Consider the following 20530-nt stretch of genomic DNA (forward strand, 5'->3'; position numbering starts at 1 on the left):
TCTCAGCGCTGTTCTTCGGCGCTGTTCAGGCCGGTTCCTTCGGGTCGAGCGCGAGTTCCAGCTGGGCGATCTGGTCGCGCAGGGCCAGCCGGCGCTTCTTCAGGCGGCGGACGGTGAGCTCATCCATCGGCTTCTCCGCGGTAGCGGTGTCGATCAGCGCGTCGAGGTCGGCGTGCTCGATCCGCAGCTCGATCAGCCTTCGCTCGGGCGAGTGCAGGTTGGTTTCCACGGGAAAGTTGACAGTGCGGCGGACGGAGCTCTTCGGGTTCAAACGATAATACGTCCTCCAAGGCCAATTATCGAGCGCGGACCCCACCCGCTCCCCCGAAAGCAGCATGGGCAAAGGCTACCGACTCACCGCCGCGACCGGCATCCACAAGGGCGACCGCGAATACCAGCAGGACCAGGTCGCGCTGATCGCCCATCCGCGCGTGAGCGGCTGCGTGCTGGCCGTCGTCGCCGACGGCATGGGCGGCCGCAGCGGCGGCCGCAAGGCGTCCGACCAGGTCATGATGACCGCCAAGCAGCTGTTCGAGCGCTACTCGCCCGACCACGACGACGCCGGCGTGCTGCTCAAGCAGATCGCCCAGGAAGCGCACCTGGTCATCAAGCTCACCGCCATCGCGGCCGAGCAGGAACCGCACAGCACCATCGCCGCCTACCTGATCAACCCGGCCGGCGATTGCCACTGGGTGCACGCGGGCGATTCGCGCATCTACCAGTTCCACGGCAACAAGCTGGTCAAGCGCACGCTGGACCATTCCTACGTGCAGACGCTGGTGGACGCCGGCCAGCTCACCGAGGAAGAGGCGAACGTCCATCCGCAGTCCAACATCCTGATGGGCTGCCTGGGCGCCGAAGAAGATCCGCCGGCCACCCTGCACTACGTGCCCCAGCTGCGGCCGGGCGACGTGCTGATGGCCTGCAGCGACGGCGTGTGGCACTACTTCAGCCACCATGAGCTGGGCTCGGTGCTCTCTTCGCTGTCGCCGCGCGAAGCCAGCGAGTTCCTGATCGAGAAGGCGCGCTCGCGCGGCCGTGGGGGCGGCGACAACCTCTCGCTGGTGATCGTGAAGCTGGAGCCGCTGGAAGGCTGAGAGCCGCCGGGCCGCGCGTTACTGCAGCGGCAACTGCGGCACCGGCAAGGGCGCCTTGGCCGGCTTCTGCGATTCGGCCTGCTTCTTCTCCACCTTGGCCCGGTGCTCCTGGGCTTCCTTCATGCGCTCGTCGTAGCGGCTGGCGTTGGCTTGCGCGTCGGGCAGCGTGGGATCCTTGGTTTCCTTGCCCGCGGCCTTCTGCGCGCGCGCCTGGGCCGCCGAAGCGGCCTGCGCCGCCTTGTCGGCCTTGGTGGCCGCCCGCGATTCGCGCGTCTGCTGGTCGGCCAGCGCCTTCCCGCGCGACTGCGCCTTCTGGTCCTGCTTTTCCTGCGACTGGCGCTCGTCCAGGTCCTTGATGCGCTCGGCCGAGCGGCGCCGGCGCTCCGCGTCGTTCAGCTGGATTTCCTGCCGGCGCAGGTCGGCCAGTTGCTCGCGCCGCGTGTCACGGGCCTCGTCGATGCAGTCGCTGACCGCGAACTTCTGGTAGCAGGCCTTCTGCGCCTGGGTGAAAGCCGCCTCGATGTGGCTGCGCTCCGCCGCGATGCGGGCCCGCTCGGCGGCCACCTCCTGCTGGGACTGGGCCCAGGCCGGGGCGGCGGCAGCGAGCAAAAGGAAGACGGCGGCGATGGGCTTCATGTGAGGCGGGTGTCGACGGTGCGGCGTTCCTGGGCCAGGAATTCGGCGGATTGCATCTCGTTCAGGCGGGACACGGTACGCGGAAATTCGTGAGCCAGGGGGCCTTCGGTATACAACGCCTCCGGCGGCACCGCAGCCGACATGATCAATTTCACGCGCCGGTCGTACAGCACGTCCACCAGCCAGGTGAACCGCCGCGCTTCGGAAGCCAGGTTCACCGGCATGTACGGCACGTCGGACAGCAGCACGGTGTGGAACTGCGTGGCGATCTCCAGGTAGTCATTCTGCGACCGAGGACCGCCGCAGAGCGTGCGGAAGTCGAACCACACCACCCCACCCGCCTTGCGCCGCGCGCGGATCTCGCGCTGCTCGATGTGCAGCACCGGCTCCTCGTCGTGCGTCTCGGCCAGCCGGTCGAAGGCCTTCGTCATTTCCGCATCCGCTTCCGGCCCCAGCGGCGTGTGGTACAGCTTCAGGTGCTCCATCGTGCGGCGCCGGTAATCAGTGCCGTTGTCCACGTTCACCACTTCCAGCTTCTCGTTCAGCAGCTCGATGGCGGGCAGGATGCGGTCGCGGTGCAGGCCGTTCGGGTACAGATCGTCCGGCCGGAAGTTGGACGTGGTGACGAAGCCCACGCCGTTGTCGAACAGCGCCTGCAGCAGGCGGTGCAGGATCATCGCATCGGTGATGTCGGCGACGTGGAACTCGTCGAAGCAGATCAGCCGGAAGCGCCGCGCGATGCGCTCGCCCAGCGCGTCCAGCGGGTTCACCGTGCCCTGCAGCTCCGCCAGCTCGCGGTGCACCTCGCGCATGAACTCGTGGAAGTGCAGCCGCGTCTTGCGCACCAGCGGCACGGCCTGGAAGAAGCAGTCCATCAGGAAGCTCTTGCCGCGGCCCACGCCGCCATACATGTACACCCCGCGCGGGATGGCCGGCCGGTTGATCAGCTTCTTGAAGGCGTTGGAGCGCTGCTCCTTGAACTGCGCCCATTCGCGGGCGCAGCGGTCCAGGGCCTCGACGGCGCGCAACTGCGCGGGGTCACTCTGGTAACCCCGCGCGAGCAGTTCGCTGTCGTAGGCCTCGCGGACCGTGGGCATCAGCCGCCGCTCGGCCGCCCGAAGGCGGCTGGGCCCCCTCGGGGGGCAGCGAGCCACACGCAGTGGGGGAGCGTGGGGGCCATGAGACTCAGAGGTTCAACGTGCGTTTGTCGACCGCGAGCGCGGCTTCCTTGGTCGCCTCCGACAGCGACGGGTGCGCATGGCAGATGCGCGCGATGTCCTCCGAGCTGGCCTTGAACTCCATGGCCACCACGGCTTCGGAGATCAGCTCGCTGGCCATGGGGCCGACGATGTGCACGCCCAGAATCTCGTCCGTGTCCGCATGCGCCAGCATCTTCACCATGCCGGTGGTGTCGCCCAGCGCGCGCGCGCGGCCGTTGGCCATGAACGGGAAGGTGCCGGCCTTGTACTTCACGCCGGCGGCCTTGAGCTGCTGCTCGGTCTGGCCGACCCACGCGATCTCGGGGCTGGTGTAGATCACCCAGGGGATGGTGTTGAAGTTCACGTGGCCGTGCTGGCCCGCGATGCGCTCGGCCACCGCCACGCCCTCTTCTTCCGCCTTGTGCGCCAGCATGGGGCCGCGCACCACGTCGCCGATGGCCCAGACGTTGGGCAGGTTGGTCTTGCACTCGTCGTCGACGATGACCGCGCCGCGCTCATCGAGCTTCAGGCCCACCGCGTCCGGCTTCAGACCAATGGTGTTGGGCACGCGGCCGATGGAGACGATCAGCTTGTCGACTTCCAGCTTCTGCGCTTCGCCCTTGGCGTTGGTGTACGCCACGGACACGCCGCCCTTGCCGGACTTCACCTCGCCGACCTTCACGCCCAGCTCGACCTTCAGGCCCTGCTTGTCGAAAGCCTTCTTGGCTTCCTTGGCGATCTGCTCGTCCACCGCGCCCAGGAAAGTGGGCAGGCCTTCGAGGATGGTGACGTCGGCGCCCAGGCGGCGCCACACCGAGCCCATCTCCAGGCCGATGACACCGGAGCCGATGAGGCCCAGCTTCTTCGGCACCTGCGGGATGCGCAGCGCGCCATCGTTCGACAGGATGTTCTCCTCGTCGAACGGCGCCCCGGGCAGCGCGCGCGCGTTGGAGCCCGTGGCCACGATCACGTGCTTGCCGGTGATCACTTCTTCGTTGGCGCCAGTGACCTGGATCTCGTAGCCGCCTTCAGCGGCGCGCACGAACGAGCCGCGGCCGTGGAAGAAGCTGACCTTGTTCTTCTTGAACAGGTACAGGATGCCGTCGTTGTTCTGCTTCACGACGGTGTCCTTGCGCGCCAGCATCTTCGCGGCGTCCAGCTTCAGGCCGCCGACCTCGATGCCGTGGTCGGCGAAGTGCTTGCCGGCGTGCTCGAAATGCTCCGAAGACTGCAGCAGCGCCTTGGAAGGGATGCAGCCCACGTTGGTGCAGGTGCCGCCCGGCGCGGGCTTGCCGTCCCTGGTCTTCCACTCGTCGATGCAGGCGGTGTTGAACCCCAGCTGCGCCGCGCGGATGGCGGCGATGTAGCCGCCGGGGCCGCCACCGATGACGACCACGTCGAATTGCTTGGCCATCGCGTCCCCTTACAGGTCGAACAGCAGGCGCGCCGGGTCTTCCAGCGCTTCCTTCATCGCCACCAGGCCCAGCACGGCTTCGCGGCCGTCGATGATGCGGTGGTCGTAGCTCATGGCCAGGTAGTTCATCGGGCGCACCACCACCTGCCCGTTCTCCACCACGGCGCGGTCCTTGGTGGCGTGCACGCCCAGGATGGCCGACTGCGGCGGGTTGATGATGGGGGTGGACAGCATCGAGCCGAACACGCCGCCGTTGGAGATGGAGAAGGTGCCGCCGGTCATCTCCTCGAGGCCCAGCTTGCCGTCGCGCGCCTTGGCGCCGTACTCGGCGATCTTCTTCTCGATGTCGGCGAACGACATCTGGTCGGCGTTGCGCAGGATCGGCACCACCAGGCCGCGCGGCGAACCCACCGCGATGCCGATGTCGAAGTAGCCGTGGTAGACGATGTCGTTGCCGTCCACGCTGGCGTTGAGCACCGGGTACTTCTTCAGCGCATGCACCGCGGCCTTCACGAAGAACGACATGAAGCCCAGCTTCACGCCGTGCTCCTTCTCGAACTTCTCCTGGAAGCGCTTGCGCATCTCCATCACCGGGGCCATGTTGACCTCGTTGAAGGTGGTGAGGATGGCGTTGGTCGACTGCGACTGCAGCAGGCGCTCGGCCACGCGGGCGCGCAGGCGGGTCATGGGCACGCGCTGCTCGGGGCGGTCGCCCAGGTCGGGCGACACCGGTGCGGCCACCTGCTGCAGCGCGGGCGCCACGGCGGCGCGCACCGGCGCGGGCGGGGCCACAGCGGCCTTGGCGGCGCCACCGGCCACGGCCTGCAGCACGTCGCCCTTGGTCACGCGGCCGTCGCGGCCGGTGCCGGCCACGGAACCCGTGGCCAGGTTGTTGTCGGCCATCAGCTTGGCGGCCGAGGGCATCAATACGTCGCCCTTGCTGCCGGCAGACGCCGCGGCGGCAGATGCTTGTGCGGCGGGCGCCGGAGCAGCCGCGGCAGGTGCCGGAGCCGCAGCACTGGCCTTGCCTTCGCTGTCGATCTTCGCGATGAGCTGGTCGGCCACCACGGTGCCGCCGTCGGCCACCACGATCTCGGCCAGCACGCCGGCGCTGGGCGCGGGCACTTCGAGCACGACCTTGTCGGTCTCGATCTCGATCAGGATCTCGTCCTGCGCCACGGCCTCGCCGGGCTTCTTCTTCCACTGCAGCAGGGTGGCTTCGGCCACCGATTCGGACAGCTGCGGCACCTTGACGTCAACGATCGCCATTTGAGTTCTTTCCAGTGTTTTGTCTTGTTCGATGACAAATGACCTCGCGCTGCGCGCTCAATGACGGATGACCGTCATCCCGCCGCGCAGCGGCGAGTCATTCGTCATTTGTCATTTCGTCAGGACGAAGCCCTTGAGCTTGGCGAACGCGCCATCCACCAGGGCCTTCTGCTGCTCCTGGTGCAGGTGCGAGTAGCCCACCGCGGGAGACGCCGAAGCCGCGCGGCCGGAGTAGCCCAGCTTCTGGCCTTCGAGCATGTTCTCGTGGATGTAGTGCTGCACGAAGAACCAGGCGCCCTGGTTCTGCGGCTCGTCCTGGCACCACACGATGTCGGTGGCGTTGGGGTACTTCTTCAGCTCGGCCGCGAACACTTTGTGCGGGAAGGGGTACAGCTGCTCCACACGCAGGATGGCGGTGTCGTCGATGCCCTTCTCCTCGCGCTTCTTGGCTAGGTCGTAGTACACCTTGCCCGAGCACACGACCACGCGCTTGACCTTGTCGGCCTTCAGGTCCTTGTTCTCCGGGATGACGGTCTGGAAGCCGCCCTTGGTGAACTCGGCCAGCGGCGAGGTGGCGTCCTTGTTCCGCAGCAGCGATTTGGGCGTCATGATCACCAGCGGCTTGCGCAGCGGGCGGATCATCTGGCGGCGCAGGATGTGGAAGATCTGGCTGGCCGTCGTCGGCTGGCACACCTGGATGTTGGTGTCGGCCGACAGCTGCATGAAGCGCTCCAGGCGAGCGGAGCTGTGCTCCGGGCCCTGCCCTTCGTAGCCGTGCGGCAGCATCAGCGTCAGGCCGTTGACCCGGCCCCACTTCACTTCGCCCGAGGCGATGAACTGGTCGATGACCACCTGCGCGCCGTTGGCGAAGTCGCCGAACTGCGCTTCCCAGATCACCAGCGTGTGCGGGTCGTTGGACGCGTAGCCGTACTCGAAACCCAGCACCGCCTCTTCCGACAGGATGGAGTCGATGCAGGTGAACGGGGCCTGGTTCTCGGCCACGTTCTGCAGCGGGATGTAGGTGCCGATGTCCCACTTCTCGCGGTTCTGGTCGTGCAGCACGGCGTGGCGGTGCGTGAACGTGCCGCGGCCGACGTCTTCACCGGACAGGCGCACCGGGTAGCCGCTGGCCACCAGCGAGGCGAAAGCCATGTGCTCGCCCATGCCCCAGTCGACGTTGACGTCGCCCCGGCCCATGGCGGCGCGGTCTTCCAGCACCTTCTTCACCAGCGGGTGCACGGTGAAGTTGTCCGGCACCGTGGTGATGCGCTCGGCCAGGCGGCGCCATTCGGCCGTCGGGATGGCGGTGTCGGCGGCGTCGGTCCACTTCTTGCCCAGGAACGGGCTCCAGTCGACCGCGTACTTGCTCTTGAAGTTGGTCAGCACCGGGTCGACCGTGTGCTTGCCGGCGTCCATGGCGGCGCGGTAGGCCTTGACCATGTCGTCGCCCAGCGTGTCGCCCAGGCCCTGCGCGGCCAGCTTGTCGGCGTACAGCTTGCGCGTGCCGGGGTGGGCCGCGATCTTCTTGTACATCAGCGGCTGGGTGAGCGAAGGCGTGTCCTGCTCGTTGTGGCCCAGCTTGCGGAAGCACACGATGTCGACCACCACGTCCTTGGCGAACTCCATGCGGTATTCCAGCGCCAGCTGGGTGGCCAGCACCACCGCCTCGGGATCGTCGCCGTTCACGTGCAGCACCGGCGCCTCGATCATCTTCACGATGTCGGTGCAGTACAGCGTCGAGCGCGTGTCGCGCGGGTCGCTGGTGGTGAAGCCGATCTGGTTGTTGATCACGATGTGCACCGTGCCGCCCGTGAAGTAGCCACGGGTCTCGGCCAGCGCCAGCGTTTCCTGCACCACGCCCTGGCCGGCGATGGCGGCGTCGCCGTGCACCAGCACCGGCAGCACCTGCTTGCCCTTGGGGTCGGCGCGGCGGTCCATGCGCGCGCGCACGGAGCCTTCGACCACCGGGTTCACGATCTCCAGGTGCGAGGGGTTGAAGGCCAGCGACAGGTGCACCGGGCCGCCGGGGGTGGTGACGTCGGACGAGAAGCCCTGGTGGTACTTCACGTCGCCCGCGGGCAGATCTTCCTTGGCGGTGTGGTCGAACTCGGCGAACAGGTCGGCGGGCATCTTGCCCAGCGTGTTCACCAGCACGTTCAGGCGGCCGCGGTGGGCCATGCCGATCACGATTTCCTGCACGCCCTTGGCGCCGGCCTGCTGGATCAGCTCGTCCATCGACGCGATGAAGCTCTCTCCGCCTTCCAGCGAGAAGCGCTTCTGGCCGACGTACTTGGTGTGCAGGAAGCGCTCCAGGCCTTCGGCCGCAGTCAGGCGGTCGAGGATGTGCTTCTTCTTCTCGGCCGGGAAGGTCGCCTTGGCGCGGATGGCTTCCAGCTTCTGCTGCCACCAGCGCTTGCGGCCCTGGTCGCTGATGTACATGTACTCGGCGCCGATGGTGCCGCAGTAGGTCTCGCGCAGCGCGTTGATCAGCTCGCGCAGCGACATGCTGTCCTTGCCGAAGAACGTGTTGCTGGTGTTGAACACCGCTTCCTGGTCGGCGGCGGAGAAGCCGTAGAACGAGGCTTCCAGCTCGGGAATGTTCTCGCGCTCGGTGCGCTTGAGCGGGTCCAGGTCGGCCCAGCGGCAGCCGACGTTGCGGTAGGCCGCGATCAGCTGCTGGATGGCGGTGCGCTTGCGCGCCGTTTCCAGGTCACCGCCTGCGGCGACCACGGTCTTGGTGCCGCCCTGCTTCGCACGTTCGGCGAAGGCGTTGATCACGGGCATGTGCGGCACGTCCTTGGCGTTGCTGCCGTCGGAGGCGGGCACGTGCTGCAGCGCGTCGAAGTATTCGCGCCAGGTCTCGGGGACGCTGGTGGGATTGGCCAGGTAGTTCTCGTACATCTCCTCCACGTACGGCGCGTTGCCGCCGAAGAGGTACGAGTTGCCGCGATAGGCCGTATAGACCGAGCTTTGGTCGCTCATCTGTCTCGCTACTTTCTGCTTCCCTTCAGGAAGCTTCAGCTGGTTGTGGAACCTTCCGCGACACGGCTGAACCGGTTGGCGGATGCGAACTGTGGGGCTGGAAGGACCGGAGTTGCGGGAGCGATTGTGCCACTTCGTGGCACGGCCCGCTTCCGCGTCCTCCGGTCCGCGCCCCACGGCGCATCCGCGGGGCGGATGAACGCTCACGAACCCCCTCACCCCAGCCCTCTCCCCCGAAGGGGAGAGGGGGCAGGTCATTGCTTGACCAGCGCCTTGATCTGCTCCAGGGCAGCTGGGTCTTCGATGGTGGTCAGGTCGCCGGCGTCGCGGCCCTCGCAGACGGCCTGGATCGCGCGGCGCAGGAGCTTGCCGCTGCGCGTCTTGGGCAGCAGCGTCACGAAACGGACACGCGCGGGGCGCGCGACCGCGCCGAGCTGCTGGTCGACGAGCTTCATCACGTCGCCCTCCAGCTTCATCGCCGCATTCGCGTCGCCGACGACTGCGGAATCCTTGGGCACGGCGAAAGCCATCGCCACCTGCCCTTTCATCGGGTCGGCAACGCCGACGACCGCCACCTCGGCCACGCCCGGATGGCTGGAGATGCTCTCCTCGATCTCGCGCGTGCCCAGGCGGTGGCCCGCGACGTTGATCACGTCGTCGGTGCGGCCCAGGATGTAGTAGTAGCCGTCCTCGTCGCGGATGCCCCAGTCGAAGGTGCTGTACACCTGCTTGCCGGGGATGCTTTTCCAGTACGTGTTGACGAAGCGCTCGTCGTCGCGCCACACCGTCTGCATGAAGCCCGGGGGCGTCGGGCCTTCGATCACCACCACGCCCTTCTCGTTCGGCTTCGTGAGTTCCTCGCCGGTGGACTCGTGGAGGATCTTGATCTTGTAGCCGTACATGGGCACGCCGGGGCTGCCGAACTTGGCGCGCTGCGGCTCGACGCCGTTGGCCAGCGTGATCATGGGCCAGCCGCTTTCGGTCTGCCAGTAGTTGTCCACGATGGGCACGCCCAGGCCGTCGGCGATCCAGCGCGCGGTGGGCTCGTCCAGCGGCTCGCCGGCCAGGAACAGGCCGCGCAGGCTGGACAGGTCGTATTTCTTCAGGAAAGCGGGGTCCTGTTTCTTCAGCACGCGCACCGCGGTGGGCGCGCTGAACATCACGGTGACCTTGTACTTCTCGACCAGGCTCCACCAGATGCCCGCATCGGGCCGGATCGGCAAGCCTTCGTACATGATGGTCGCCATGCCCGCGATCAGCGGGCCGTACACGATGTAGCTGTGGCCCACCACCCAGCCGATGTCGCTGGTGGAGAAGTAGGTTTCGCCCGCGCTGCCTTCGAAGATGTGCTTCATGCTCGCGGCCAGTGCGACGGCGTAGCCGCCGGTGTCGCGCTGCACGCCCTTGGGCCGGCCCGTGGTGCCGCTGGTGTAGATGGTGTAGCTGATCTCGGTGGAATCGAGCCAGGCGCACGGCACTTGAGCATGCAGGTGCTTCTCGCGCATCGGCGCCCAGTCGTGGTCGCGGCCCGGCACGCGGTCCATCGGCGCCAGGCCGCGGTCGGCCAGCAGCACGGCTTGCGGCTTGTGCGACGACAGGCGGACGGCCTCGTCCAGCAGCGGCTTGTACGGGATCACCTTGCCCGCGCGCGAGCCGCCGTCGGCGCTGACGATCACCTTCGGCTGCGCGTCCTCGATGCGCGAGGCCAACGACACCGAGGCGAAGCCGCCGAACACCACCGAGTGGATGGCGCCGATGCGCGCGCAGGCCAGCATGGCGAAGGCGGCCTCCGGGATCATCGGCATGTAGATCAGCACGCGGTCGCCACGCCGCACGCCCAGCGCCTGCAGCATCGCGGCGGTGCGCTGCACCTCGGCATGCAGCTCGGCAAACGTGTAGGTCTTTTCGGTGTCGGTCTCCGTGGAGACGCAGATCAACGCCGTCTGCGAAGCGCGGTCCTTCAGGTGCCGGTCGACCGCGTTGTGGCAAAGGTTGGTGGTGCCGCCCACGAACCAGCGCGTGAACGGCGGACGGCTGTCGTCGCACACCTGCCGCGGCGGCGTCTGCCAGTCGATCAGGCGGGCCTGCTCGGCCCAGAACTCCTGCGGCTGCTCGATCGAGCGGCGGTAGAACTCGGCGTAACTGGTGGCGGAACCTGCCATCGCGTCTCCTGTGGTTGCCTTGCCGGCCGGGCTATTGTGGACCGGCGGCTTGCCCCAGGCTGACGCGGCGCGAGCCTACTTGACCAGTGCCAGGGCCTCGCGAAAGCGCGGGTGTTCCGCGGAGCGCAGCCACTCGAACACCACCATCTCGGTGGTGACGAGTTCGCAGCCCGCGCCAGCCAGGCGGTCGAAGGCGGCGTCACGGTTGCGTTCGGTGCGCGAGCTGCAGGCGTCGGTCACGACCCAGACGTCGAACTCCTGGTCGAGCAGTTCCAGCGCGGTCTGCAGCAGGCACACATGCGCCTCGCAGCCGGCCAGCACGACGCTGTTGCGGCCCGGTTCTTCGGCCACCGGCTTCTGCAGGTGCTTGGGCAGGCTGCGCGCGTTGCCCGAAGGCTTGCGCGCGGGCGGCCGCAGCACGGGCAGCAGCACCTCGGCCGCGCCGAAGCTCATCTTGGGAAGCACGGATGCCAGCAGCGGCGGCAGCGCGGGATCGAGCGGACCCAGGCCCTGCGGGTTCTGCTCGGTGCCGAAAGCCGGCACGCCGGCCAGGCGCGCGGCCTGGGCCAGCTTCAGCGCGCTGGCGACGACGGCCGGCCCCTCATGGATGGCGGGCATCAGGCGTTGCTGGTAATCGACCAGCACGAGCAGGCAATCGTCGGCGTCCAGAAGCATCGGCGTCCTCAGGTGGGGGACGCCATTATCCGGTCGCTCAGACTGCGGCGGTCAGCACCGGCAGGTCCTCATCGTCCGCCGGGCGGCTGCGATGCGGGGCGAGCTCGGCCGGCCGCGAGTGCCGCTCGCGCTCGCGGCGAAGGTAGTCGAGCCGGCGCTCCTCGTACGCGCGGTCCCACTGCAGGCGGCGGCTCAGCGCGGCCTGCAGCGCGCCCACGTCCTCGCCTTCGCCGGCGATGCCGATCAGCACGTTGGGCACCACCATGATCTCGCTGTCGCGGAAGTCGTACTCCACGCGCGTGGGCGTGCCGAAAGCCTGCTGCACCGCCGCCAGCACGCGCTCGCGGCCGGCGCCGGGCAGCACGACCGTGAACTCGGCCGGGCCGGTACGGGCGGCGAAGCCGCGCTCCCCGGCCAGCAGGCCGAGTTGCCGGACCACGCGGCTCACCATGCCGCGGCCGATGCGCGTGCCGTAGATGCGCTGGATCTCCAGCAGGTCGTTGCAATCGAACACGGCCACCGCTGCCGGCCGCCCGGCGGAGCCCAGCAGGTCCACGGCGGCGCAAAGGCCGTCCCGGCTGAACAGCCCGGTGACACCATCGAAGCGGGTGGCCTCGCGGCGCGCGTCCAGCCGGCGCAGCCAGGCACCGCCGGCCACGGCGGCGATCTGGGGCGCCAGGACCAACAGCGCCAGGCCCTGCAGTCCTTCCAGCAACGGCCGGCCGGCCAGCAATTCCACGCCGGCCCAGCCGGCCACCGCGAAAACAGTCAGGCCGGTGGTCCACGCGCCGCGCAGCAGCACGCCATAGGCCAGGCCGGCAAAGCCCAGCCAGATCGTCGGCAGCAGCGTGCCGCCGGCGCTCGCGCACAGCGCGGCGAGCAGGATGGCCGTCACCATCAGCGTGCTGCGGGCGGCGACGCCGGCCTGGTGCCGGGCCGGCCAGACCTTGGCCCAGGCCGCCGCGAGCATCGGGGCCAGCGCGGCAGCCGCCAGGCCGCTGGGGCCTTCGCCCGCAAACACGGCCGTCGAGGCGATGGCCGCAGCCAACGCGGCCATCAGCAAGGGCTCCAGCCGGCGGACGGAGTCGGTCACCCATGCCGCAGGCAGGACGGGCGCAGCGGCCGTGCCGTGCGAAGCGCCGAATTGCGATGCGTTGTCCATGGTGTTCTCCCGATCGATCCCGTCCACCGATGACACCATGCGGACACGGGCGGGGAGCTAGCCGTTGCCGGGCCCGACCTTAGGAAATTTGCTTACTGACGGGCTTCATCGGGGCACCGGCAATCCCTCACTCCTAGGTAAACTTTTGCCCCTGCCCCCGCCAATCCATGAGCTCCATCCTCGTCGCCCCTTCCACCGTCAGATTGCTCTGCGTGGAAGACAACCCGGACGACTTCGAGCTGATGGGCATCGCCCTGGAACGCGCGGACCCCGGACGCGAGTACCGGATGCAGCGGGTGGACGACGCCGCCGCCTTCGCGCAGGCCCTGCAGCAGGAAGACCACGACGCGATCCTCTGTGACTTCAACATGCCGCGGTTCTCGCCGTACGCGGCCCTGCAAATCCTGATGGCCCAGCGCGTGCCCACACCGCTGGTGGTGGTCACGCGCGCCATCGGCGAGGAAGCCGCGGTGCACGTGCTGCGCTGCGGCGCCATGGACTACGTCACCAAGGACAAGCTCGGCACGCTGCCTCAGATCATCGACCGCGTGATGGCCGAGCGCCGCCGCGCGGCCGAGCAGGAAAGGCTGGCCCGTGAGCTGGAGGCGGCGTACCGGCGGCTGAAGAAGCTGTCCGCGCGGCTGGTGGTCGCGCAGGAACGCGAACGCACCCTCATCTCGCGCGAACTGCACGACCAGCTGGGCCAGACGCTAACGGGCGTGGTGATCCACCTGCATGCCGCCCAGCGCGTCACCGAGCCGGAAGTCGCGCGCAAGCACGCGGGAACGGCGGTGGAAATGGCGCAAGCCGCGGTCGAGCAACTGAAGACGCTCTCCTTTTCACTGCGGCCCGCGCAGCTGGACCTGCTGGGCCTGGTGGCGGCGGTCCGCTCGGCGGTGCAGCGCGTGGCCGAGCCGGCCGACATCGCGTTCGAGGTGGAAGCGCGCGGCGAGGAACCGCAGCAGCTGGGCGAAAACGCCAGCGTCGCGGTGCGGCTGGTGCAGGAAGCACTGAACAACACCATCCGGCATGCGCGCGCCACGCTCATCCGCGTGCGGTTGCGCTTCCTGCCGGGTGGCCGCATCGGCCTGCTGGTGGTGGACAACGGCGTCGGCTTCGACAAGCAGGAAGTGCTGATGGCGCAGCCGAGCGAACGCAACCTGGGACTGTATGGAATGATCGAGCGCACCGAGCTGGCGGGGGGCCGCCTGCAGTTGCGTTCGCGGCCCGGCGCGGGCTGTGCCGTGCGCGCCGTTCTCTGACGACGAGAAGAAGAACATGAAGACGAATGGATCCGGACCCGTGCGGGTGGTGCTCGCCGACGACCATGACCTCGTGCGCTCGGGCATCAAGGCGCTGCTGGGCATGATCGACGGCGTGGAGGTGATCGCCGAGGCGCGCGACGGCCAGGAGCTGATACGGCTGGTCGATTCGCTCAAGCCCGACATCGTGATGACCGACATCTCCATGCCGCACATGGACGGCATCGCGGCCATCGCCGAGATCCGCATGCGGCAGCCGCAAGTGCGCATGCTGGTGCTGTCGATGTACGACACGGTGGACTTCGTCAAGCGCGCGGTGGCCAGCGGCGCCTGCGGCTACCTGATGAAGGACGCGCCCCCGTTCGAGCTGGAGCAGTCCATCCGCAGCGTGATGGCCACCGGCACCTACTTCAGCCCGGTCATTGCGCAGCGGCTGCTGCAGCCCTCGGAGCCCAGCGCCAGCGACGAGCTGACCGACCGCCAGCTGGAAATCCTCAAGCTCATCGCGCAAGGCAAGGCGTCGAAGGAGATCGCCTTCGACCTGGGCCTGTCGCCCAAGACCGTGGACGTGCACCGCGCGCGGATCATGGAAAGGCTCAAGCTCAACGACATCGCGAGCCTCACGCGCTACGCGGTGCGCAAGGGTTTGGTCAAGCCTTAAGGCTGCAAGCGCAGCAGCTTGCCGTTTTCCTCATCGGTCAGCACGTACAGCAGGCCGTCGGGGCCCTGCCGCACGTCGCGCACCCGGCCCACCCCTTCCAGCAGCTTCTCTTCGCGGGCGACCTTGCCGCCGGCCAGCTCGATGCGGTCGAGGTAGCCGAACTTCAGCGAGCCGATGAACAGATTGCCCTTCCACGCCGGACCGTAGCGGTCGCTGGTGAGGAAAGCCATGCCCGAGGGCGCGATCGAAGGCACCCAGTAGTGCAGCGGCTGCTCCATGCCGGCCTTTGCGGTGATGCCCTCGCCGATGGGGCCGCCGCCATAGTTTTCTCCGTACGTGATCACAGGCCATCCGTAGTTGCGGCCGGGCTGCGGCAGGTTGATCTCGTCGCCGCCCTGCGGGCCGTGCTCGTGCGTCCACAGCCGCCCGTCAGGACCCCAGGTCGCGCCCTGCACGTTGCGGTGGCCATAGCTCCAGATTTCCGGCGCCGCACCCGCGCGGCCCACGAAGGGGTTGCCCGGCGCGGGCGCGCCGTCCTTGGTCAGACGGACGATCTTGCCCAGGTCGTTGTCCAGCCGTTGCGCATCTTCCTTGCGCGAAAAGCGCTCGCCCAGCGTGAGGAACAGCAGCCCTTCGGGCGTCTCCACGATGCGGCACCCGAAGTGCGCGGTGCTCTCCACCTTGGGCCGCTGGCTGAAGATGACTTTCACCTGCTCCAGCCGCGTGCGATCGGCCGACAGCCGTGCCCGCGCCATCGCCGTCGAGTTGCCGCCCTCGCCCGGCTCCGAAAAACAGAAGAACACGGTGCGGTTCGATGCATAGCCGCTGTCGGTCACCACGTCCAGCAGCCCGCCCTGCCCGCGTGCCACCACTGGCGGAACGCCGGCGATCGCCGGCCCAACGCGGCCATCCGCCTCCACCACCCGCATGCGGCCGCCGCGCTCGGTGACGAGGAAGCGGCCGCCCTCGATGAAGGCCACGGCCCAGGGATGCGGGAAGCCCGACGCCACCGTCTGTGCGCGAGGCTCGGCCGCAGCTCCGCCGGCCACCAGCTGCATGCAGGTCGCCAGAAACGCTGCCGTCAGGGCGGTACGGGATTGACCAAACCAGCTCATCGGCGAAACTCCTTGGCTCGAACGCAGGGGTCCGGTCGCACTATGACCCGTCAGGACTACGTCAAAAATGCTGCCGCATCAACAGCTTACATTTCAAACTTCGCTTGACTTCTCGTTTCCGCCTGCTTACCCTGCGCCCGTCATGTTGAGGTGGCCCGTCACTGTCCTGCTGCTGGCCTGCGCCCTTTCGGCTCAGGCTGCACCCGCACCTGCGGCGGCGGACGACGACCTGGGCCGCTTCGTGGCCGACAAGGGCCTGCTGGGCAAGCTGGACGAGATGCGCGGCCGCATCAGCGACACGACGTCCGAACTGGTCGTCACCGCCATGGGTTTCCTGGGCGTGCCCTACCGCCGCGGCGGCAACTCGGCCGAGACCGGCTTCGACTGCAGCGGCTTCGTGCGCGCGATGTACGAGCAGACCGTCGGCCTGCTGCTGCCGCGCCGCGCCGAACAGCAGGCGGCGGCCACGCAGCCCATCGACCAGAAAGACCTGCAGCCCGGCGACCTGGTGTTCTTCAACACCATGCGCCGCGCCTTCAGCCACGTCGGCATCTACGTCGGCGGCGGCAAGTTCATCCACTCGCCCAAGCCGGGCGCCGAAGTGCGCGTGGAAGACATGAGCGGCAGCTACTGGCAGCGCCGCTTCGACGGCGCCCGCCGCGTGCTGGTGGGGACGCCGCAGGCAACTGCCCAGCAGCCCGCCACCCACCAGTCGCCCTGAACCCGCGCCGCGGGCCGAGGCCCGGGGCAGTTCACTTCCGCTGCGGCGGAACGTCGGTGCAGGTGCCGTGCGCGATCTCGGCGGCCATGCCGATGCTTTCGCCCAGCGTGGGGTGCGGGTGGATGGTCTTGCCGATGTCCACCTCGTCCGCGCCCATCTCGATGGCCAGCGCGATCTCGCCAATCATGTCGCCGGCGTGCGTGCCGACGATGCCGCCGCCCAGGATGCGGTGCGTCTGCGCATCGAACAGCAGCTTGGTGAAGCCTTCGTCGCGCGCGTTGGCGATGGCGCGGCCCGAAGCGGTCCAGGGGAAGTGCCCCTTCTTCAGCGCGATGCCCTGCGCCTTGGCCTGGTCCTCGGTGAGGCCGACCCACGCGACTTCGGGGTCGGTGTAGGCCACGCTGGGGATCACGCGCGCGTCGAAGGTGCTCTTCTCGCCGGCCGCGGCTTCGGCCGCGACGTGCGCTTCGTGCACCGCCTTGTGCGCCAGCATGGGCTGGCCCACGACGTCGCCGATGGCATGGATGTGCGGCACGTTGGTGCGCATCTGGATGTCCACCGGGATGAAGCCGCGGTCGGTGACGGTGACGCCGGCTTTCTCGGCGCCGATGTTCCTGCCGTTGGGGCTGCGGCCGACGGCCTGCAGCACCAGGTCGTAGACCTGCGGCTCCTTGGGCGCCTGCTCGCCTTCGAACTTCACCAGGATGCCGTCTTTCGTTGCCTCGGCGCCGACGGTCTTGGTCTTGAGCATGACGTTGTCGAAGCGCGGCGCGTTCATCTTCTGCCAGACGCGCACCAGGTCACGGTCGGCGCCCTGCATCAGGCCGTCGAGCATCTCCACCACGTCCAGCCGCGCGCCCAGCGTGGAATACACCGTGCCCATCTCCAGGCCGATGATGCCGCCGCCCAGGATGAGCATGCGCTTGGGCACTTTCTCCAGGCCCAGCGCGCCGGTGGAATCGACCACTCGCGGATCCTGCGGCATGAAGGGCAGCCGCACGGCCTGCGAACCGGCCGCGATGATGGCGTTCCTGAACTTGATCGTCTGCTTCTTGCCGGTCTTTTCCTGGCCGTCGCCGGAGGTTTCCTCGACCTGGACGTGGTGCGGATCGGCGAAGGTGCCGTAGCCGCGCACCACCGTCACCTTGCGCATCTTCGCCATCGCGGCGAGGCCGCCGGTGAGCTTGCCCACCACCTTGGACTTGTGCGCGCGCAGCTTGTCGAGGTCCACGGTGGGCTTGCCGAAGCTCACGCCCAGTGACTCGAAGTGGCTGACCTCGTCCATGACCGCCGCCACGTGCAGCAGCGCCTTCGAAGGGATGCAGCCCACGTTGAGGCAGACGCCGCCCAGCGTGGCGTAGCGCTCCACCAGCACCACCTTCATGCCGAGATCGGCGGCGCGAAACGCGGCCGAATAGCCGCCCGGGCCGGCGCCCAGCACCAGCATGTCGCACTCGAGGTCGGCGCCACCGGCGTAGGTGGACGCGACGGGTGCGGGCGCGGCTGCTTGCGCGGAAGCGGGAGCTTTCGCCGCGGCGGGTGCGGGAGCCGGTGCGGGCGATGCCGCCGCTGCACCCTGGCTTTCCAGCGTGAGCAGCACGGACCCTTCGGAGACCTTGTCGCCGATCTTGATCTTCATCTCCTTGACCACGCCGGCGTGGGTCGAAGGGATCTCCATCGAGGCCTTGTCGCTTTCAACCGTCACAAGCGACTGCTCTTCTTTCACCGTGTCACCGGGCTTGACCAGCACTTCGATGACGGCCACGTCCTTGAAGTCCCCGATGTCCGGGACCTTCACTTCCACCAAGCTCATAGCTTGCCCCTCGCAGATGTGGGGCGCGCGGCGCGCGCCCTTTATTTGGCGTCTTTCGCCTTGACCGTGAACACGTCGAACGGCAGCGCGGAGTTGCGGTCGAACTCGCAGCCGGCGGTGATGCCGGCTTCCGCGACTTCGCGCGCAGTCTTCAGCCGGTTGTAGCTGGCGTGCATGGCGCCCAGCGCGAAGCTGCGGCCCGAGCCGATGCCCCAGAACTCCTTGAACTCGAACACCTCGCGGTAGCTGTACAGGCCGTAGATGCCGCTGGAGTTGGCGAGCACCACGCTGAACTGGCTGGACTCGTACGGGTCGCTGTCCTCTTCCTTGGTCTGCAGGAAGAAGTTGTCCTTCAGGTACGGGTGCAGCTTGGTGAACGTGTCGAACACGTCGTCCTTGCCGTGCAGCTTCAGGATCTCGCGGGGCATGGAACCCATCGCCTTGCGAAGCACCGGGAAGTGCGCCACCGTCCCCGCCATGCCGATGTAGGTGGGCCCCGCATCGGTGTCGACCTTGAAGATCTTGGTGTTGTCCTCGTATCGCTTCGACAGCATCGTGTCGCCAAAAGTCACCAGGGTATCGGCGGCGATCGCGATCTGGCCGGCCTTCTTCACTACGACGACGGTGGTCATGGGCTGCGGGTCTTCTTCTTCTTCAAGGCTTCTACAGGAGCACTCGGCGGAAATCGGCCAGCACCGAACCGAGGTACGCGTTGAAGCGCGCTGCCGACGCCCCGTCGATGACGCGGTGGTCCCACGACAGCGACAACGGCAGCATCAGCCGGGGCTGGAACTGCTTGCCGTCCCAGACCGGTTCGGTCTGCGATCGGCACACCCCGAGGATAGCGACTTCCGGCGCGTTGATGATGGGAGTGAAGTAACGGCCTCCGATGCCGCCCAACGAAGAGATCGTGAACGTAGCGCCCGTCATGTCGGCGGGCGACAGCTTGCCGTCGCGCGCCTTCTTCGCGAGCTCAGCCATCTCCTGGCTGATCTGCAGGATGCCCTTCCTGTCCGCGTCCTTGATCACCGGCACCACCAGGCCGTTGGGCGTGTCCGCCGCGAAGCCGATGTGCCAGTAGTTCTTCACCACCAGCTGCTCGCCATCGAGCGAGCTGTTGAAGTCGGGGAATTTCTTCAGTGCCGCGACGCTGGCCTTGATGAGGAAAGCGAGCATGGTCACCTTGGTGCCGCTCTTCTCGTTTTCCTTGTTGAGCTGCACGCGGAACGCTTCGAGCTCGGTGATGTCCGCGTCGTCGTGGTTGGTGACGTGCGGGATCATGACCCAGTTGCGGTGCAGGTTCGCGCCGCTGATCTTCTTGATGCGCGAGAGGTCCTTGCGCTCGACGGGCCCGAACTTCGCGAAGTCCACTTTCGGCCACGGCAGCAGGCCCAGCGCTTCGCCACCTCCCGCGCCGCCGCCCTTGCCGGCAGCCGCCTTGGTGGTGGCGTCGCCCTTCATCACCGCCTTGGTGAAGTGCTGCACGTCCTCCTGCAGGATGCGGCCCTTGGGGCCGGTGCCCTTGACCTCTTCCAGAGGCACGCCCAGTTCGCGCGCGAACTTGCGCACCGAAGGCGAAGCGTGCGGCAGGTTGCCGGTAGGAGAAGTGGGCTCGTGCGGCGGAAGCGCCGCGGTGGGAACCGTTCTCTCGCTCCCTCCCCCGCTGGGGGAGGGCTGGGGTGGGGGCGCTCCGGCGCCGGAACTTGCTGCTGCTACAGGTGCAGGCGCAGGTGCCGCGCTGGCCGGCGCAGCCGCCCCGCCCTGCCCCTCCAGCACCGCGATCAGGTCGCCGATGTTGACCTTGTCACCCATCTTGACCTTCAGTTCCTTCACCACGCCCGCGGCGGATGACGGGATTTCCATCGAAGCCTTGTCGCTTTCGACGGTGATGAGCGACTGCTCCTGCTTCACCGTGTCGCCGGGCTTGACCAGAATTTCGATGACGGCGACGTCTTTGAAGTCGCCGATGTCCGGCACCTTGACCTCGACCTTGCCGCCAGTGGCTGGCGCAGGCGCCGCAGCAGCTGGGGCCGGTGCAGGCGCGAAAGCCTTGGCGGGTGCGGCAGCCGGCGCAGCGGCAGTTGACGGCGCCGAAGCACCTTCTGCCTCCACCACCAGCACCACCGATCCCTCGGAGACCTTGTCCCCGATCTTCACCTTCAGTTCGTTCACCACGCCGCCCGTGGTGGCGGGGATCTCCATCGAGGCCTTGTCGCTCTCCACGGTGATCAGCGACTGCTCCGGCTTGATGGTGTCACCGGGCTTGACCAGCACTTCGATGACCGCGACTTCCTTGAAGTCCCCGATGTCGGGGACCTTCACTTCGACCGATGCCATGGGCTTGTTCTCCTGCTTGTTCTTC

The 20530-nt window shown here is 67.9% G+C and carries 17 protein-coding genes; 4 read left to right on the top strand and 13 right to left on the bottom strand.

The genetic code is table 11. From position 1 onward, the window contains the following. Positions 1 to 25: 25 nt before the first annotated feature. Positions 26 to 229 (bottom strand): YdcH family protein, encoded by a 204-nt coding sequence (locus tag EZ216_RS04790; RefSeq protein ID WP_135248415.1) that lies wholly within the window; start codon positions 227 to 229, stop codon positions 26 to 28. Between the two features lie 106 nt (positions 230 to 335). Here EZ216_RS04790 and EZ216_RS04795 point away from each other — a divergent pair, with 106 nt between their 5' ends. Beyond that, the gene (locus EZ216_RS04795; protein ID WP_135248416.1) at positions 336 to 1097 is read left to right on the top strand and encodes a PP2C family protein-serine/threonine phosphatase; all 762 of its coding nucleotides are present in this window, start codon (positions 336 to 338) and stop codon (positions 1095 to 1097) included. A gap of 18 nt (positions 1098 to 1115) precedes the next feature. Here EZ216_RS04795 and EZ216_RS04800 read toward each other — a convergent pair whose 3' ends face one another. From EZ216_RS04800 to EZ216_RS04840, 8 genes are all read right to left on the bottom strand, one after another. After that, positions 1116 to 1733: a hypothetical protein gene (locus EZ216_RS04800; RefSeq protein WP_135248417.1), complete on the bottom strand. Its 618-nt coding sequence runs from the start codon at positions 1731 to 1733 to the stop codon at positions 1116 to 1118. After that, positions 1730 to 2830 carry a cell division protein ZapE gene (gene zapE / locus EZ216_RS04805; RefSeq protein ID WP_135248418.1) on the bottom strand — a complete coding sequence of 367 codons (1101 nt, stop codon included), beginning with the start codon at positions 2828 to 2830 and terminating at the stop codon, positions 1730 to 1732. The genes EZ216_RS04800 and zapE overlap by 4 nt, the downstream gene beginning before the upstream one ends. Before the next feature lie 88 nt (positions 2831 to 2918). Beyond that, a complete protein-coding gene (gene lpdA, locus EZ216_RS04815; RefSeq protein ID WP_135248419.1) occupies positions 2919 to 4346 on the bottom strand; it encodes a dihydrolipoyl dehydrogenase in 1428 nt (475 codons plus the stop codon). A 9-nt stretch (positions 4347 to 4355) separates the two neighbouring features. After that, complete coding sequence (odhB, locus tag EZ216_RS04820) at positions 4356 to 5615, bottom strand: 2-oxoglutarate dehydrogenase complex dihydrolipoyllysine-residue succinyltransferase (RefSeq protein ID WP_135248420.1); 1260 nt, start codon at positions 5613 to 5615, stop codon at positions 4356 to 4358. A gap of 111 nt (positions 5616 to 5726) precedes the next feature. Next, positions 5727 to 8597, bottom strand: a complete 2871-nt coding sequence (locus tag EZ216_RS04825) for a 2-oxoglutarate dehydrogenase E1 component (protein ID WP_135248421.1) — start codon at positions 8595 to 8597, stop codon at positions 5727 to 5729. Positions 8598 to 8851: 254 nt separating this feature from the next. Beyond that, positions 8852 to 10759 carry a propionate--CoA ligase gene (locus tag EZ216_RS04830; RefSeq protein WP_135248422.1) on the bottom strand — a complete coding sequence of 636 codons (1908 nt, stop codon included), beginning with the start codon at positions 10757 to 10759 and terminating at the stop codon, positions 8852 to 8854. A gap of 75 nt (positions 10760 to 10834) precedes the next feature. Further along, positions 10835 to 11434 carry an isochorismatase family protein gene (locus EZ216_RS04835; protein WP_135248423.1) on the bottom strand — a complete coding sequence of 200 codons (600 nt, stop codon included), beginning with the start codon at positions 11432 to 11434 and terminating at the stop codon, positions 10835 to 10837. Positions 11435 to 11471: 37 nt separating this feature from the next. Further along, positions 11472 to 12596: a GGDEF domain-containing protein gene (locus EZ216_RS04840; protein ID WP_167772830.1), complete on the bottom strand. Its 1125-nt coding sequence runs from the start codon at positions 12594 to 12596 to the stop codon at positions 11472 to 11474. Positions 12597 to 12763: 167 nt separating this feature from the next. Between EZ216_RS04840 and EZ216_RS04845 the strand changes: the two genes are divergently transcribed. Together EZ216_RS04845 and EZ216_RS04850 are read left to right on the top strand one after the other, a co-directional pair. Beyond that, positions 12764 to 13858 (top strand): ATP-binding response regulator, encoded by a 1095-nt coding sequence (locus EZ216_RS04845; protein ID WP_135248425.1) that lies wholly within the window; start codon positions 12764 to 12766, stop codon positions 13856 to 13858. Positions 13859 to 13874: 16 nt separating this feature from the next. Continuing rightward, the gene (locus EZ216_RS04850; protein ID WP_135248426.1) at positions 13875 to 14519 is read left to right on the top strand and encodes a response regulator; all 645 of its coding nucleotides are present in this window, start codon (positions 13875 to 13877) and stop codon (positions 14517 to 14519) included. On the opposite strand, the gene EZ216_RS04855 is transcribed toward EZ216_RS04850, so the two are convergent. Further along, entirely contained in the window at positions 14516 to 15577 is a 1062-nt protein-coding gene (locus EZ216_RS04855) for a PQQ-dependent sugar dehydrogenase (RefSeq protein ID WP_205959634.1), read from the bottom strand. The two genes, EZ216_RS04850 and EZ216_RS04855, sit on opposite strands and share 4 nt — an antisense overlap. Before the next feature lie 199 nt (positions 15578 to 15776). Between EZ216_RS04855 and EZ216_RS04860 the strand changes: the two genes are divergently transcribed. Beyond that, entirely contained in the window at positions 15777 to 16355 is a 579-nt protein-coding gene (locus EZ216_RS04860; protein WP_135248428.1) for a C40 family peptidase, read from the top strand. Positions 16356 to 16386: 31 nt separating this feature from the next. Here the strand turns inward: EZ216_RS04860 and lpdA (EZ216_RS04865) are convergent, their stop codons facing one another. Genes lpdA (EZ216_RS04865) through aceF form a run of 3 tightly spaced genes read right to left on the bottom strand, consistent with a single transcriptional unit; the run spans position 16387 to position 20505 of the window. Then, a complete protein-coding gene (gene lpdA / locus EZ216_RS04865; RefSeq protein ID WP_135248429.1) occupies positions 16387 to 18168 on the bottom strand; it encodes a dihydrolipoyl dehydrogenase in 1782 nt (593 codons plus the stop codon). A gap of 41 nt (positions 18169 to 18209) precedes the next feature. Beyond that, positions 18210 to 18800 carry an Ntn hydrolase family protein gene (locus EZ216_RS04870; protein WP_135248430.1) on the bottom strand — a complete coding sequence of 197 codons (591 nt, stop codon included), beginning with the start codon at positions 18798 to 18800 and terminating at the stop codon, positions 18210 to 18212. Between the two features lie 31 nt (positions 18801 to 18831). Further along, entirely contained in the window at positions 18832 to 20505 is a 1674-nt protein-coding gene (gene aceF / locus EZ216_RS04875) for a dihydrolipoyllysine-residue acetyltransferase (RefSeq protein WP_135248431.1), read from the bottom strand. Positions 20506 to 20530 lie beyond the last annotated feature (25 nt).

This window comes from Ramlibacter humi (genome assembly GCF_004681975.1).
Classification (GTDB): Bacteria; Pseudomonadota; Gammaproteobacteria; order Burkholderiales; family Burkholderiaceae_C; genus Ramlibacter; species Ramlibacter humi.

Excerpts from the sequence above, each read along its gene's own strand:
- EZ216_RS04800 (WP_135248417.1), bottom strand. The coding sequence starts at position 1,733 with ATGAAGCCCATCGCCGCCGTCTTCCTTTTGCTCGCTGCCGCCGCCCCG.
- EZ216_RS04860 (WP_135248428.1), top strand. The coding sequence starts at position 15,777 with ATGTTGAGGTGGCCCGTCACTGTCCTGCTGCTGGCCTGCGCCCTTTCG.
- EZ216_RS04825 (WP_135248421.1), bottom strand. The coding sequence starts at position 8,597 with ATGAGCGACCAAAGCTCGGTCTATACGGCCTATCGCGGCAACTCGTAC.
- EZ216_RS04870 (WP_135248430.1), bottom strand. The coding sequence starts at position 18,800 with ATGACCACCGTCGTCGTAGTGAAGAAGGCCGGCCAGATCGCGATCGCC.
- aceF (WP_135248431.1), bottom strand. The coding sequence starts at position 20,505 with ATGGCATCGGTCGAAGTGAAGGTCCCCGACATCGGGGACTTCAAGGAA.
- EZ216_RS04795 (WP_135248416.1), top strand. The coding sequence starts at position 336 with ATGGGCAAAGGCTACCGACTCACCGCCGCGACCGGCATCCACAAGGGC.
- lpdA (WP_135248419.1), bottom strand. The coding sequence starts at position 4,346 with ATGGCCAAGCAATTCGACGTGGTCGTCATCGGTGGCGGCCCCGGCGGC.
- EZ216_RS04835 (WP_135248423.1), bottom strand. The coding sequence starts at position 11,434 with ATGCTTCTGGACGCCGACGATTGCCTGCTCGTGCTGGTCGATTACCAG.
- EZ216_RS04850 (WP_135248426.1), top strand. The coding sequence starts at position 13,875 with ATGAAGACGAATGGATCCGGACCCGTGCGGGTGGTGCTCGCCGACGAC.
- zapE (WP_135248418.1), bottom strand. The coding sequence starts at position 2,830 with ATGCCCACGGTCCGCGAGGCCTACGACAGCGAACTGCTCGCGCGGGGT.
- EZ216_RS04840 (WP_167772830.1), bottom strand. The coding sequence starts at position 12,596 with ATGGACAACGCATCGCAATTCGGCGCTTCGCACGGCACGGCCGCTGCG.
- odhB (WP_135248420.1), bottom strand. The coding sequence starts at position 5,615 with ATGGCGATCGTTGACGTCAAGGTGCCGCAGCTGTCCGAATCGGTGGCC.
- lpdA (WP_135248429.1), bottom strand. The coding sequence starts at position 18,168 with ATGAGCTTGGTGGAAGTGAAGGTCCCGGACATCGGGGACTTCAAGGAC.
- EZ216_RS04845 (WP_135248425.1), top strand. The coding sequence starts at position 12,764 with ATGAGCTCCATCCTCGTCGCCCCTTCCACCGTCAGATTGCTCTGCGTG.
- EZ216_RS04855 (WP_205959634.1), bottom strand. The coding sequence starts at position 15,577 with ATGCAGCTGGTGGCCGGCGGAGCTGCGGCCGAGCCTCGCGCACAGACG.
- EZ216_RS04830 (WP_135248422.1), bottom strand. The coding sequence starts at position 10,759 with ATGGCAGGTTCCGCCACCAGTTACGCCGAGTTCTACCGCCGCTCGATC.